General features: G+C 62.8%; 11 protein-coding genes. 4 read left to right on the top strand and 7 right to left on the bottom strand.

Annotation, left to right across the window (positions count from 1 at the left end; genetic code table 11):
* Positions 1-64 precede the first annotated feature (64 nt).
* Together argS and AC0L2C_RS29645 are read right to left on the bottom strand one after the other, a co-directional pair.
* Positions 65-1,822, bottom strand: a complete 1,758-nt coding sequence (argS, locus tag AC0L2C_RS29650; protein WP_128246783.1) for an arginine--tRNA ligase — start codon at positions 1,820-1,822, stop codon at positions 65-67.
* A 67-nt stretch (positions 1,823-1,889) separates the two neighbouring features.
* Complete coding sequence (locus AC0L2C_RS29645; RefSeq protein ID WP_287240624.1) at positions 1,890-3,104, bottom strand: deoxyguanosinetriphosphate triphosphohydrolase; 1,215 nt, start codon at positions 3,102-3,104, stop codon at positions 1,890-1,892.
* Between the two features lie 129 nt (positions 3,105-3,233).
* Here AC0L2C_RS29645 and erpA point away from each other — a divergent pair, with 129 nt between their 5' ends.
* The 4 genes from erpA (at position 3,234) to AC0L2C_RS29625 (ending at position 5,168) form a co-directional block, all read left to right on the top strand.
* Positions 3,234-3,581, top strand: a complete 348-nt coding sequence (erpA, locus tag AC0L2C_RS29640; RefSeq protein WP_473525093.1) for an iron-sulfur cluster insertion protein ErpA — start codon at positions 3,234-3,236, stop codon at positions 3,579-3,581.
* A gap of 3 nt (positions 3,582-3,584) precedes the next feature.
* Complete coding sequence (locus AC0L2C_RS29635; protein WP_023802579.1) at positions 3,585-3,977, top strand: VOC family protein; 393 nt, start codon at positions 3,585-3,587, stop codon at positions 3,975-3,977.
* A gap of 7 nt (positions 3,978-3,984) precedes the next feature.
* On the top strand, positions 3,985-4,779 hold the full coding sequence (xth, locus tag AC0L2C_RS29630) for an exodeoxyribonuclease III (protein ID WP_128246786.1): 795 nt from the start codon (positions 3,985-3,987) through the stop codon (positions 4,777-4,779).
* Between the two features lie 98 nt (positions 4,780-4,877).
* Positions 4,878-5,168 carry a hypothetical protein gene (locus AC0L2C_RS29625; RefSeq protein WP_287077202.1) on the top strand — a complete coding sequence of 97 codons (291 nt, stop codon included), beginning with the start codon at positions 4,878-4,880 and terminating at the stop codon, positions 5,166-5,168.
* Between the two features lie 75 nt (positions 5,169-5,243).
* Here AC0L2C_RS29625 and AC0L2C_RS29620 read toward each other — a convergent pair whose 3' ends face one another.
* From AC0L2C_RS29620 to AC0L2C_RS29600, 5 genes are all read right to left on the bottom strand, one after another.
* Positions 5,244-6,080 carry a tetratricopeptide repeat protein gene (locus AC0L2C_RS29620; protein ID WP_287240628.1) on the bottom strand — a complete coding sequence of 279 codons (837 nt, stop codon included), beginning with the start codon at positions 6,078-6,080 and terminating at the stop codon, positions 5,244-5,246.
* Complete coding sequence (gene ilvD, locus AC0L2C_RS29615) at positions 6,067-7,791, bottom strand: dihydroxy-acid dehydratase (protein ID WP_473525092.1); 1,725 nt, start codon at positions 7,789-7,791, stop codon at positions 6,067-6,069. Before ilvD ends, AC0L2C_RS29620 begins: the two co-directional genes overlap by 14 nt.
* 277 nt (positions 7,792-8,068) lie before the next feature.
* Positions 8,069-9,316 carry an OmpP1/FadL family transporter gene (locus AC0L2C_RS29610; RefSeq protein ID WP_287240630.1) on the bottom strand — a complete coding sequence of 416 codons (1,248 nt, stop codon included), beginning with the start codon at positions 9,314-9,316 and terminating at the stop codon, positions 8,069-8,071.
* 434 nt (positions 9,317-9,750) lie between these two features.
* A complete protein-coding gene (locus AC0L2C_RS29605) occupies positions 9,751-12,534 on the bottom strand; it encodes a valine--tRNA ligase (protein WP_287395002.1) in 2,784 nt (927 codons plus the stop codon).
* Between the two features lie 365 nt (positions 12,535-12,899).
* Positions 12,900-13,643 (bottom strand): PopZ family protein, encoded by a 744-nt coding sequence (locus AC0L2C_RS29600; protein ID WP_473525091.1) that lies wholly within the window; start codon positions 13,641-13,643, stop codon positions 12,900-12,902.
* Between the last annotated feature and the right edge of the window lie 128 nt (positions 13,644-13,771).

Here is a 13,771-nt window from a genome sequence, read left to right as displayed (position 1 = left end):
GTCGCGCAGGGTTGGCCCTTACCAGCGCAATGTGGGCAAAAGGTGACAGGTTTTTTAGTCAAACCTAACGCATTTCGGTGGGCGCATCGGCTCCGATCAGCGTCAGGCCGGACGTCAAAACGTCCGAAACAGCCTGCACCAGCCCTAGTCTGGCATGGGTCAATTGTCGGTCGTTAACCTTAACAAAACGTAAGTCGGGATTTTCGGTGCCGCGGTTCCAATGTCCGTGGAAGCTGGAGGCGAGATCGTAGAGGTAGAATGCCAGCCGGTGCGGCTCGAGCGCAAGTGCCGCGGATTCGATCAGCCGCGGATATTCGGCAAGCTTCCTGATCAGGCCGATCTCGCCTTCGTCGGTCAGCGAAGCGGTAGCGGCGGCCAGCCGATTGCGGTCGAAATTGGCCTCGCCCAGCTGTTCGCTCGCCTGCCGGAACACCGAATGGCAGCGCGCCGAGGCGTACTGGACGTAGAACACCGGATTGTCCTTCGACTGCTCGGTCACTTTGGCGAAGTCGAAATCGAGCGGCGCATCGTTCTTGCGGTAGAGCATCATGAAGCGGATCGGGTCGCGACCGACCTCCTCCACCACTTCGCGCAGCGTTACGAAATCGCCCGACCGCTTCGACATGCGCACCGGCTCGCCCTCGCGAAAAAGCTTTACCAACTGGCAAAGCAGCACGGTGAGCTTCACCTCGTCGCCGGAAATCGCCCGGGCGAGCGCTTCCAGGCGCTTCACATAACCGCCATGATCGGCGCCAAGCACATAGATTAGCTCGACGAAACCGCGATCGACCTTGTCCTTCAGATAGGCGACGTCCGCGGCAAAATAGGTGAAGGTGCCGTCCGACTTGACCAGCGCCCGGTCCATGTCGTCGCCGACCGCTGTCGAGCGGAACAGCGTCTGCTCGCGATCCTCCCAGTCGTCCGGCTTCTCGCCCTTGGGCGGCGGCAGCTTGCCCTTGTAGATATGGCCCTTGAGGGTCAGGTCATTGATCGCCGAGCGGATTTTCCGGGCGTTGTCGGCGTGTAGGGTGCGCTCCGAGAAAAAGACGTCGTGATGCACATTGAGCAGCGCCAGATCCTCACGGATCATTGCCATCATCGCGTCGATCGTCCTGTCCTTGACAATGGCAAGCGCTTCCTCATCCGGCATCTGCAGCAAGGAACGGCCAAATTCGCTTACCAGAGCCTGGCCGACCGGCACGAGATAGTCGCCTGGATAGAGCCCGGCAGGAATCTCGCCGATGTCGTCGCCGAGCGCCTCGCGGTAACGCAGCATGACCGAGCGGCCGAGCACGTCGATCTGCGAACCAGCGTCGTTGATGACATATTCCTTGATCACGTCATAACCGGCGAAGGCCATCAGATTGGCGAGCGCATCACCCACCACCGCGCCGCGGCAATGGCCGACATGCATCGGTCCGGTCGGGTTGGCCGAGACATATTCGACATTGGCCTTCTTGCCGCCGCCAACGGTCGAGCGGCCGTAATTGCGGCCTTCGCCGAGCAGCGCAGTCAGATGCACCTGCCAGAACGCGTCCTTGAGCCTGAGATTGACGAAGCCCGGACCGGCAACGTCTGCAGCGGCGATGTCCGGGTCGGCGCGCAGCGCTTGCGCCAGCCTTTCAGCCAGTGCGCGCGGCGGCTGGCCGGTCGGCTTGGCCAGCACCATTGCCGCATTGGTCGCCAGGTCGCCATGGCTGGCGTCGCGTGGCGGCTCGACGGCGACGCGCAACAAGTCCAGCGAACCGCCGTCTTTGTCTTTCAAATCAAGCGCTTCGACGGCCTTTATAATTCGCGCGTTGAAATCGGCGAAGATGTTCATTGGTGTGGCCCTGGCTCTGGCGGCTTTGCGGGAAACCGGTCTATTGGCCGGCAAAATCGAGCCCCGCCTAGCTTAATTCAGGCGTATGGTCAAACAAACGGCGGTGTTCCTTCAAAGCGTAGGTATCCGTCATGCCCGCCAGGAAATCGGCGACGCTGCGCGCCTTGATGCGATCATCAGCCCGGTCGAGCCCTTCGCGCCAGCCATCGGGCATGGCGCGCGGATCGGCGAAATAGACCTCGAACAGGTCGTTGACGATCTGCTCGGCCTGGTTGCGCACGCGCACGACTTCGCTGTGTCGATAGAGATGCTTGTAGAGAAAGGCTTTCAATTCCTCTTCGAAAGCGGCCATTTCGGCTGAAAAGGTCACCATCGTCTCGCCTGCCGCCCTCACCGCGTCGGCGCTGTCCGGCTTAATGCGGGCCAGATTGGCGGTGGTGGAGACGATGACATCCTCGACCATCATCGTGATCTGCCGGCGCATCAGTTCGTGCCCTGTCCTCACATCGTCCAGCGCCGGATAGCGCTGACGCACGCCGTCGAGGATCGAGCCGGGCAGCGAAACCTTTTCCAGCATGTCCAATTTCAGAAGGCCCGACCTCAGGCCGTCATCGATGTCATGGCTGTTGTAAGCGATGTCGTCGGCGATCGCCGCGCACTGCGCCTCGATGCCGGCGAAGCGGTCGAGCTCGAGGTCGTGCAGCTCCGAATAGTCGCGGATCGCTTGCGGCACCGGCCCCTTCAGCCCGTTTCCGCTGGCGTCGGTCAGCGGTCCGTTGTGCTTGACCAGCCCCTCCAGCGTCTCCCAGGTGAGGTTCAGCCCGTCGAATTCGGCATAGCGGCTCTCCAGCCGCGTCACCACGCGCAGCGACTGTGCATTGTGGTCGAAGCCGCCCCAGGCCGCCATCTTCTGGTTCAGCGCATCCTCGCCGGTATGGCCGAAGGGCGTGTGGCCGAAATCGTGCACCAGCGCCACCGCCTCTGCCAGGTCCTCGTCGCCGCGCAGCGCCCGCGCCAGGGCGCGCGCGATCTGCGCCACCTCGATCGAATGCGTCAGCCGGGTGCGGTAATGGTCGCCCTCATGCGCGACGAACACCTGCGTCTTGTGCTTCAGCCGGCGGAAGGCCGTCGAATGGATGATGCGGTCGCGGTCGCGCTGGAACGGCGTCCGGGTCGGGCTCTCCACCTCGTCGAACAGCCGCCCGCGCGACTTTGCCGGATCGCAGGCATAGGCGGCGCGTGGCCGATAGCCGAATCCGATGTCGCCCAACTCATTTGTCATCGCCCCAACCGATTTCCATAGCCCCAACCAATTTCCATAGCCCCGCCAATTTCCATAGCCTACGCCGCAGTTGACTTGCCCCCTCGCGCTTCATACCTATCATGTGAAACCGAAAGCAAGGTGACGCCCATGGGCGCTGATGCCAAGACCGCCATGAAAGTCGAGATGACCGACGCCGCCGCCAAGCGGATTTCCAAGATTGTGTCTGGCGAAGCCGGCAAGACGGCGCTGCGCGTTTCGGTCGAGGGCGGCGGCTGTTCCGGCTTTTCCTACAAGTTCGACCTGGTCGACACCCGCAACGATGACGACGTCGCCATTGAGAAGGACGGCGCCACCGTGCTGATCGACGACCTCTCGCTGGTTTATATGGGTGGCTCGGTGATCGATTTCGTCGACGATCTGATGGGCCAGTCGTTCCAGATCAGGAACCCGAATGCGGTCGCCTCGTGCGGCTGCGGCACCAGCTTCAGTATTTAGGGAATGCCTACCATTAGCGCGGTCCGTCAGGTCGCGCTTTCAGCCGGGCGCGATCTCGATGCAACGCTGGCGTTCTGGCAGGATGTGCTTGGCATGGCCGTGCACGTGCGCTTCGATCCGCCTGGCATCGCCTTCATCATGGCCGGCGATGTGCGGCTGCTGTTCACCGATGGCCTGCCGGCCGGCACCGTCTATCTCGACATTTCGGGCCTTGACGATTTCCACGCCTCGGCAAAAGCCGCCGGTGTCCCCTTCACCGCGCCGCCGATGCTCGTCCACCGCGACACCGAGGGCCTGTTCGGGCCGGCGGGGGAAAGCGAATGGATGGCCTTCCTAAAGGATCCGGCAGGCAATACGATCGGCCTCGTCGAACGCCATCCGCCTGAACAGCAATGAGGCCGTCATGAAAATCGTCACCTGGAACATCAATGGCGTTCGGGCCCGTATCGGCAATTTGACCCACTGGCTGACGGAAAGCGCGCCCGATATTGCCTGCCTGCAGGAGATCAAGACGGTCGACGAGCAGTTTCCGCGGGCCGAGATCGAGGCGCTTGGCTACAACGTCGAAATCTATGGCCAAAAGGGTTTCAACGGCGTCGCCATCCTGTCGAAGCTGCGCTTCGACGAGGTCATCAGGGGCCTGCCGGGCGACGATGCCGACGATCAGGCGCGTTTCATCGAGGGCGTGTTCTCGACCGACAAGGGCGCGTTGCGCGTTGCCTCGCTGTACTTGCCGAACGGCAATCCGATCGATGACGAGAAGAAGTTCTCCTACAAGCTGTCCTGGATGGCGCGGCTGGAGCGCTGGGCCGAGGAACGGCTCTCGCTCGAAGAGGCGCTGGTGCTGGCCGGCGACTACAATGTCATCCCCGAACCGATCGATGCGAAGTTCCCGGAGAACTGGCTCGGCGATGCGCTGTTCCAGCCGCAGACCAGGCAGGCGTTCCGCCGGCTGAAGAACCTCGGCTTCACCGAAGCCGTGCGCGCGGTCAGCGACTCGCCGGACATTTTTACGTTCTGGGACTATCAGGCCGGCGCCTGGCAGAAGAACAACGGCATCCGCATCGATCACTTGCTGCTCTCGCCCGAGGCCGCCAATCGCTTTTCCTCGGCCTCGATCGAAAAGCATGTGCGCGCCTGGGAAAAACCCTCGGACCACGTGCCGGTGGCCATCGAACTGGGTTTTGCGCCAATCTGATCATTTCGGGGCGCGAACCGCCGGATTGCCGGTTGATAGACCGTCATATCGCCACAATCGGGGTTTCCGCTGCAATCCGGGTTCGGCCGGGGTTCAGGATGACGATCAGGTTTGCGATTTGCCCATGTGCCGCCGCGCTCGCCCTCGCGGCAACGTCGGCGTTTGCCAATCCTGCATGCCTGGCCAACGGAACATCATTCCAGATCGGCCAGGTCGCCTGCCTGACGCTTTCCGGCCGGAGCCATCTCGCCCGCTGCGACATGGTGCTCAACAACACGTCATGGACAAGGATCCGCGACGATTGTCCTAAAACCAAGCTGGCGCCGCCGGCCACGCCGATTTCAACGCCGGAGTCCGGTCCCGTTCCAACGCAACCGACCGAGAATTGATCTCGTTTTTTTCTTTTCGAGATCCCCACTCTTCCTGACTATTGACCCAGTCTTTCCTGGCTGTTGGTTTCGCGACTACCGGTCGCCGCCACCCTTGGTGAGGATGTCGTCGGCCAGCGAAATCGCGGTGCGGCGGTCGGCCTCGCCTGCGGCGGCGAACGCCTCTTCCTGCATGCCGCGTATCCATGGCTGGTCGGAAGGCGCGGCTCGTTCAAGCGCCGCGGTCATCATCGCCAGCCCCCGAACGATCTTGCCGCTCTGGAAGAGCAGATGGCCGAGCGTCGCCTGCGCGCCGGCATGGCCCTTTTCCGCAGCGAGTTGAAACCAGCGTCCGGCCTGCTTGATGCTCGCCTTGACGCCGCCCTTGCCGTTCAGGAAGATCTGGCCCATCTCGAACTGGGCATTCGGGTTGCGGTAGTTGGCGGCGGCGCGCATGTAGTACTCCTGGGCCGCCACCTCGTTCTCTTTGATCGGGCTGCCGGGGATGCCCTTCCTCAGATAGTCGCCGAGCGCCACGAGCGCATCCGAGACATAGCTCTCTTCGGGCGAGCCGGGCTCGACGTCCTGGTCGACGATCTCACTGAAGAACTTGAAGGCCGCGTAGTCGTCGCGCTCGACGCCGTCGCCCTCGGCATACATGCGCGCAAGCTTCCATGTGGCGCCGATCTGGCCGTTTTCGGCCGCGTATTTATAAGCCTCCGCAGCCTGCTCCTTGCGGCCGTTCTTGTAGGCGGAGAAGCCGAACTGGAACACTGCCCACGGGCTCGACTGCGGCTTCACGCCGGTCTTGTCGTCGAACACCTTGTCGTCGAAGGCCATGGCCTGGCCCGCGGCGCCCAAGGTCGCGCCGAAAGTGGCGATCGCGACCAGTGCCGAAATGACAGACAGCCTCAGCAACTCAGATATCCGCATAACAATGTGTTTCTCTCGCACCACCGGGATGGGTGACCGCCCCGTCGCGGGCAGGCCCTACCGTTTGTGCATATTTCCAGATCGCGCCCGACTGATAGTCGGTCGCGCGCGCCTTCCATGCCTTTGCCCTGGTCGCCAGTTCGGTGTCGGACAGCGCCACCTCGATGGTGCCGTTCACCGCATCGATCGAGATCAAGTCGCCATCCCTGAGCAGCCCGATCGGGCCACCCACGGCGGCTTCCGGCCCGACATGGCCGATGCAGAAACCGCGTGTCGCGCCCGAAAAACGCCCGTCGGTGATGAGAGCCACCTTGCCGCCCATGCCCTGGCCATAGAGAGCCGCCGTCGTCGACAGCATTTCGCGCATGCCCGGACCGCCGCGCGGTCCCTCGTAGCGGATCACGAGGACCTCGCCTTCGCTGTAGCTGCGATCCGTAACCGCCTGGAAACATTCCTCTTCCGAATCGAAGCAGCGTGCCGGGCCAGAGAATTTAAGCTCCGACATGCCCGCGACCTTCACGATCGCGCCTTCGGGGGCAAGGTTTCCCTTCAAGCCCACGACGCCACCCGTTCGGGTGATTGGTCGGTTGGCGGGACGGACCACATCCTGGCTATCATTCCAGGCAACGTGCTCCATATTTTCGGCTAAAGTGCGGCCGGTCACGGTCAGGCAGTCGCCATGCAGATAGCCGTGGTCGAGCAACGTCTTCATCAAGAGCGGAATGCCGCCGGCCTCGAACATGTCCTTGGCGACATATTTGCCGCCCGGCTTCAGGTCGGCGATATAAGGCGTCTTCTGGAAGATCCTGGCGACGTCGAACAGGTCGAACTTTATCCCCGCCTCATGCGCGATCGCCGGCAGATGCAGCGCCGCGTTGGTCGAGCCGCCGGTGGCCGAGACCACGGTCGCCGCATTCTCCAGCGCCTCCAGAGTGACGATGTCGCGCGGGCGGATATTTTTTGCAATCAGCTCCATGATCTTTTCGCCGGAGGCGAAATTGAAGCGGTCGCGCATCTCATAGGGCGCCGGCGCCCCGCAGGAATAGGGCAGCGCCAACCCGATCGCCTCGGCGACGGTGGCCATGGTGTTGGCGGTGAATTGGGCGCCACAGGAGCCGGCCGACGGACAAGCGGCTTGCTCGATTTCGAGGAGTTCGGCATCGCCGATCGTGCCGACCGAGTGCTGGCCGACGGCCTCGAACACATCCTGCACGGTGATCTGCCGGCCCTTGTAGGAACCGGGCAGGATCGAGCCGCCATAAATGAAGATCGACGGCACGTTGAGCCGCACCATGGCCATCATCATGCCGGGCAGCGACTTGTCGCAACCGGCAAGGCCGACCAGCGCATCGTAGCAATGGCCGCGCATGGTGAGTTCGACCGAATCGGCGATGACCTCGCGCGACACCAGTGACGATTTCATGCCCTGGTGGCCCATGGCGATGCCGTCCGTGACGGTGATGGTGCAGAATTCGCGCGGCGTGCCGCTAGCCGCGGCAACGCCCTTCTTGACCACCTGCGCCTGGCGCATCAGCGAGATGTTGCAGGGTGCCGCCTCGTTCCAGCAGCTGGCGACGCCGACCAGTGGCTGCGCGATCTCGGCCGCCGACAAGCCCATCGCATAAAGATAGGATCGGTGCGGCGCACGCGCCGGACCGACGGTCACATAGCGGCTGGGCAGCTTGGCCTTGGAGATGACTCTGGCGTTCATTCTCTTCCCTTGCCGCGAGCGGTGCGACCTGCCCCAACGCCGAGCCTTTTGGCATGCCCTGGGACGCATTCGAGGTGCGCCGGGTTTATGGCGGGAAGTAGGCAATGTCGGCGGGCGCGGTTGTGGCGCGAGGGTTGTTCAGAAACTGTTGCCAAAACATCACGATCGCGTGAGACAGAGGGAATCGGCGTCGTTGCAGCGCCGCCTGGTCGCGGGCAAGCCCCTCAAGCAAAAGGGCCGGGCATTGCCCGGCCCTTTTGCTGTTAAAAACAGATGTTTAGAACTTGACCTTAACCGAAGCTGAGCCAGCAAGGAGCAGATCGTCGTCATATGTGTAGGTGACGGCATTTGCCGTGTCGCCAACACCGGTGAAGGTCGACGACCCACTGGTCAGGACACCGATCGAGCCACCAAGTCTGACCTCGATCTTGTCGTTCGGCGAATAGGAGACGCCGCTGGCCACGGACCAGGTGTCCGACTGATAGCCGGAGGTCGTCGAGGTTCCACGATCCCAGGTCAGCGAAACCGCGGCCGACAACTGGTCGGTGAACTTGTGCGCTATGCCGCCCGAAACCGTCCAGCCGTCGCGATAGAGCAGGTCGAAGGAAACGGGCGAGTCTGGGGAGCCAGGTATGCCGCCGGTTATAGGGCTGCGGACACCTTGGATCGGAATTATGCCAAGCTTGCTCCATTCCTGCCAGCGGATAGAACCAAACGCCAGCCAGCCCGGCGCTATGCCGCTCTGCAGCTTGAGTTCCACGGCCTGGGGTATTTCGGCCGAGGCGGACACAGGGAACACCCCGGTAGAGCCTGGAACAAGATCCGCCGGAGGGGTGCCCCTGAAACCGGTGGAGTCGACGGTTCCCGACAACTCGTCATATTTGTAGCGCGAAGAGTAGACCAGGCTTGCGCGCAAGGCGATTTCGGGAATTTCATAGGCGGCACCCACGCGCCAAGCCCATGCCTCATCGGAAAGCTGGAATTTGCCAAGGCCGGTATTGCCGAAGGCCAGCAAGGTCTGGCGCGACAGAAATGCATCGACCTCCTGGTAGGAGATCCCGCCAATGAACCGCAGGGCTCCCTTGCCGACATTCACCTTGTAGGAACAGGTAAGGCCGAAATCATTTGTTCTGACGTAGTATTCGACCGCTGATGGCGAATAGGCATTGTTCATTCCGAAGTCCGCCTCCGCGCCATACGGTTCCGTATAGGTCGCAAGGCAATCCACTGGTTCAAAAATGTTAGCCTTGATGCCGACGCGCGGCACCGCATAGTCGCCGCCAACGTCCACCGACGAGGACGACAACGCAACCGGGGCTGGCGGAGAATCCAGGCGCTGCACATTCTTCAGTGTGCGCTGTGGCGAAACATAGGTGACGCCGGCGTCGAACGAATATGGCGCGGCATCGAACAACTGGTCGATGTTGACACCGCCCCGGTCGAAGCCGCCGGCGTTGGCAACGCCCGACATCAATAGCGAAAAGCACCCCGCCCCCAGCAGCGCTTTCAGACGCAAATTGTTCATGAATCTCCTCCCCTAGTACGAATGGACTAAGCTAGACCCAATTCAGGTTAACGGCGCAACAACGAATTCTCGATGCGTACATGTACGCCTTCGCCGACCGCATTTCAGACAGGGTGACAGCTCCACAGCAAAGCCGGAAAACGGCTTGTGTGCGGCAAATCGAGCAAAAACTCGGAAAAACGCACATGGAACGGCGCAAAAACCGCCCGTTTTGCGGCAACTGAGCCCATTGTTACATTATGGCAACAATGGGGCTAAAACATTCCGTTTACGTCAAGATTTACCCTGCGGAATGCCTATTTTTCGTGCAGGAAGCCCGCCCGAAAAGCGCGTTCACAGAACTCGCGAATCCTGAGCATCAGGCGCCCAAGAAGCGGAAGCCGGTTGGCAAATCCGCTCCTCCGCCAATTCGGTTCTCAAATACCACAGATGGGTCAACCGGCTTCGCGCACGCGTGTCAGCGCCACCGAAAGCTTCTCTTGCGCCTCGCGATACTCAGCGAGTTTTTCGCGCTCGGCTTCGACGACATCTTCCGGCGCGTTGGCGACGAATTTGTCGTTGGACAGCTTCTTGTGCAGGCGGGCGATCTCTTCGGTCACCTTGACCAATTCCTTCTGCAGCCGCGCCGCCTCGGCGGCAAGGTCGATCAGGCTGCCGAGCGGCAGGCAGATGGTGGCTTCGTTGAGCACGATCTGGGCGGAGCCCTTGGGCGCCGTATCGACAAGCGAGATGTCGCCGACCCGCGCCAGTCGCTTGACGGCCGATGCCTGACGCTCAAGCCTTTCGCGGGTTGCGGTATTGGCGCCGATCACCATCAGCGGCGCGATCGCCGCCGGCGGCACGTTCATTTCCGAACGCACGGAACGGATGCCTGAGACCAGGTCGATCAGCCAGTTGATGTCGGCGGCCGCTGCCTCGTCCTCGAAGTCGGGCGACGGCCACGCGGCATGGCAAAGCAGCGACGGCCGTTGCTTGCCCTCACCTGATGTCTCAGCCCACAGCTCTTCGGTCATGAACGGCATCATCGGATGCAGCAGCTTGTAGATCTCGTCGAGCACGAAGGCGACGCAAGCCCGGCTCTCGGCCTTGGCAGCCTCGTCCGCGCCCATGAAGACCGGCTTCAGCAGTTCCAGGTACCAGTCGCAGAACAGGTTCCAGACGAAGCGGTAGGCAGCAGTCGCAGCCTCGTTGAATCGGTATGAAGTGATGCCATCGGTGATTTCACGCGCCGCGCGCGTCAGTTCGGTCAGGATCCAGCGGTTGACCGCCAGCTTGGCGTCGTTCAGCCAGAAATCGTCGTTTCTCGCGACGTCGTTCATCTCGGCAAAACGCGTCGCGTTCCACAGCTTGGTGCCAAAATTGCGGTAGCCGGCGATACGAGCCGGATCGAGCTTCACGTCACGCCCTTGCGCGGCCATCACCGTCAGCGTGAAGCGCAGTGCGTCGGCGCCATATTCGTCGATGAGATCGAGCGGGTCGATGACGTTGCCTTTCGACTTCGACATCTTCTGCCCGTTCTTGTCGCGCACCAGCGCATGGACATAGACGGTATGAAACGGCTCCTCCCCCATGAAATGCAGGCCCATCATCATCATGCGAGCGACCCAGAAGAAGATGATGTCGAAGCCGGTTACCAGCACGTCGGTCTGGTAATAGGTCTTCAGCTCCGGCGTCTGGTCCGGCCAGCCGAGCGTCGAGAACGGCCACAGAGCCGACGAGAACCATGTGTCGAGCACATCCTCGTCGCGGGTCAGGATCTCGCCCGGCTTGAAATTCTCGAGTTTGTCCTCGACCCAGGCCTTCCACGGCCCTTCCAGCGCCAGATAATATTCGATTGCGGCGGCGAGCGCCTCCTCCTCGGTCTTCTCCACGAAGATGCGGCCGTCCGGCCCGTACCAGGCCGGGATCTGGTGTCCCCACCAGAGTTGGCGCGAAATGCACCAGGGCTGGATGTTCTCCATCCAGTCGAAATAAGTCTTCTCCCAGTTCTTCGGCACGAACCTGGTACGGCCCTCGCGCACGGAGGCGATCGCCGGCTTGGCGAGCTCCGCCGCGTTCGCATACCATTGTTCGGTCAGGAACGGTTCGATCGGCACGCCGCCGCGATCGCCATGCGGCACGGCATGGCGATGCGGCTCGACCTTTTCGAGGAAACCGCCCGCCTCCATCAGCTCGACGATCTTGTTGCGCGCGACGAAACGATCGAGCCCGTTGAGCTCATCCCAGACGGCCCGACGCTCGGGCGTTATCTCCAGCCTGGCGAGAAACTCGTCATTGTCGGTGAGGGCGACCGCCGCCTCGACGGTGAGGATATTGATGGCCGGCAGCTTGTGGCGCCTGCCGACCTCGAAGTCGTTAAAGTCGTGCGCCGGCGTGATCTTGACCGCGCCGCTGCCCTTCTCCGGATCGGAATATTGGTCCGCCACCACCGGGATCTTGCGGCCGACGATCGGCAGGACGAGGTTCTTTCCGACCAGATGCCGAAAACGCTCGTCGTCGGGATGCACCGCCACCGCCGTATCGCCCAGCATCGTTTCGGGCCGCGTCGTCGCCACGGTGATGAAGGTTTTTGGATTTTCCGGATCGAAGACCTCGCCCTCGACGGGATAGCGGAAATGCCAAAGATTGCCGTTGACCTCCTGCTGTTCGACCTCGAGGTCGGAAATCGCAGTCAACAGCTTCGGGTCCCAGTTAACGAGGCGCTTGTCCTTGTAGATCAGGCCCTGCTTGTAGAGGGTGACAAACACTTCGAGCACCGCCCTGGACAGACCCTCGTCCATGGTGAAACGCTCTCGGCTCCAGTCGGCCGAGGCCCCCAGCCGCTTCAGCTGGTTGAAGATCGCGCCGCCGGATTCGGCCTTCCACTCCCAGACCTTCTCGATGAACTCATCGCGCGTCAGGTCGCGGCGGTGGATCTGCTTCTCCATGAGCTGGCGCTCGACCACCATCTGCGTGGCGATGCCGGCGTGGTCCATGCCGGGCTGCCACAGCACGTTCTTGCCGCGCATGCGCTCGAAGCGCACCAGAATGTCCTGCAGCGTGTTGTTGAGCGCATGGCCCATATGCAGCGAACCGGTGACGTTCGGTGGCGGGATGACGATGGTGAAGGCTTCCGCGCCCTCCTCAGCGCCTGCGCCGGCGCGAAACGCGTCGGCCTCCTCCCAGACTTTGGCGATCTTCGGCTCGACGATTTTTGCGTCGTAGGTTTTTTCGAGCATGGAAAGGCGTCCGGGCTGTCGGGTTTTTGCTGGTCCGGTGTAAATCGGAAGGTTTTGGCCAAGTCAACCGCAAGCGAGCGGCAGACGGCCATGCCAGCAAATAGCGCCTGGGCAGATCGGGGCAACTTGCAGAAGTGAGCGTCGCAGGGCAATCGCTTAGAGGCTTGCGCTGCCCCTCATTGCCCTGCCGGGCATTTCTCCCCGTATAGTGACGGGGAGAAAGACACATCGCAAAAGATTTCGCCAATTTCCAGCGTTGCAGAAAGTGCGCCCAGGTTGCGGCCAGCCCCTTCTCCCCGTCCCTATACGGGGAGAAGATGCCGGCAGGCAGATGAGGGGCGGCGCCGACTTCGGCGATTTGCCGGTTACTGCGCGCCGCGCGCCACGCGTTCGATTTCTTCGCGTACCAGCCGCTCGACCAGCGTCGGCAGATTGTTGTCCAGCCAGTCCTGCAGCATGGGCCTCAGCATCTCCTCAGCCATCTCGTCGAAGGTTTTCTTGCTGCGGCTGGCGAACGCATCGGAAAGCTCGCCGAAGGCGGCGGCAACTTGCCGGCCCGTATGTTCGGAAAGGATCGCCGGACGAGCGGACGGTGCCTCGCTCGTCGCCGGGCGCGCCAACCCGCTTCGCGGCACGGCCGGCTCGAAAGCAGGTTCGGCCGCGTCCTCCAAAACCTCAGCCTTCCGTTCGGCATCCGGCGTCTGTCGCAGCTCAGCCCTGTCTGGGGCCCTGTCCGGCCTGGCCGCGGTCTTCGCTTCGCTGATTGCGGCGATGTCACGCCGCCACCCGGCAACGATACTGTCGGTCGTCTCCGCAACCCTTGCCATCGCAGGCGCATTCGGCTCCGGCTTGGCGGCCGGGGCCGCTTCGGCCGCCACCCTGTCACCAGCAAGTGTCACGGGCGATTTGACCGGAGCCGGATCGGAACGCACCGGCAGCTCCACGCGCGCGATGACAGGCTCGACAGCCGAGGATTGCGCCTGCACCTCGGTCAGCGTGGCCGGCCTCCTGGCGTCGAATCCCGGACGCAACTCGGCGCGAAACGCGCCTGCCGCTGGTGGCGCCCCGCCTGCCTCCGGCGGCGCCTCGCCTGCCGCCGGTGCCGGCACGGCTACCGCCGGGGGGGGGGGGGGGGGGGGGGGGGGGGGGGGGGGGGGGGCCCGGGGGGGGGGGGGGGGGGGGGGGGGGGGGGGGGGGGGGGGGGGGGGGGGGGGGGGGGGGGGGGGGGGGGGGGGGG

It is taken from the genome of Mesorhizobium sp. WSM4845, assembly GCF_055811455.1.
Note: the sequence above shows the minus strand (reverse complement) of the source record. Positions and strands in the feature narration are given on the sequence as shown.

Coding starts and splice junctions, on each gene's coding strand:
- argS (WP_128246783.1), bottom strand. CDS start 1,822: ATGAACATCTTCGCCGATTTCAACGCGCGAATTATAAAGGCCGTCGAA.
- AC0L2C_RS29645 (WP_287240624.1), bottom strand. CDS start 3,104: ATGACAAATGAGTTGGGCGACATCGGATTCGGCTATCGGCCACGCGCC.
- erpA (WP_473525093.1), top strand. CDS start 3,234: ATGGGCGCTGATGCCAAGACCGCCATGAAAGTCGAGATGACCGACGCC.
- AC0L2C_RS29635 (WP_023802579.1), top strand. CDS start 3,585: ATGCCTACCATTAGCGCGGTCCGTCAGGTCGCGCTTTCAGCCGGGCGC.
- xth (WP_128246786.1), top strand. CDS start 3,985: ATGAAAATCGTCACCTGGAACATCAATGGCGTTCGGGCCCGTATCGGC.
- AC0L2C_RS29625 (WP_287077202.1), top strand. CDS start 4,878: ATGACGATCAGGTTTGCGATTTGCCCATGTGCCGCCGCGCTCGCCCTC.
- AC0L2C_RS29620 (WP_287240628.1), bottom strand. CDS start 6,080: ATGCGGATATCTGAGTTGCTGAGGCTGTCTGTCATTTCGGCACTGGTC.
- ilvD (WP_473525092.1), bottom strand. CDS start 7,791: ATGAACGCCAGAGTCATCTCCAAGGCCAAGCTGCCCAGCCGCTATGTG.
- AC0L2C_RS29610 (WP_287240630.1), bottom strand. CDS start 9,316: ATGAACAATTTGCGTCTGAAAGCGCTGCTGGGGGCGGGGTGCTTTTCG.
- AC0L2C_RS29605 (WP_287395002.1), bottom strand. CDS start 12,534: ATGCTCGAAAAAACCTACGACGCAAAAATCGTCGAGCCGAAGATCGCC.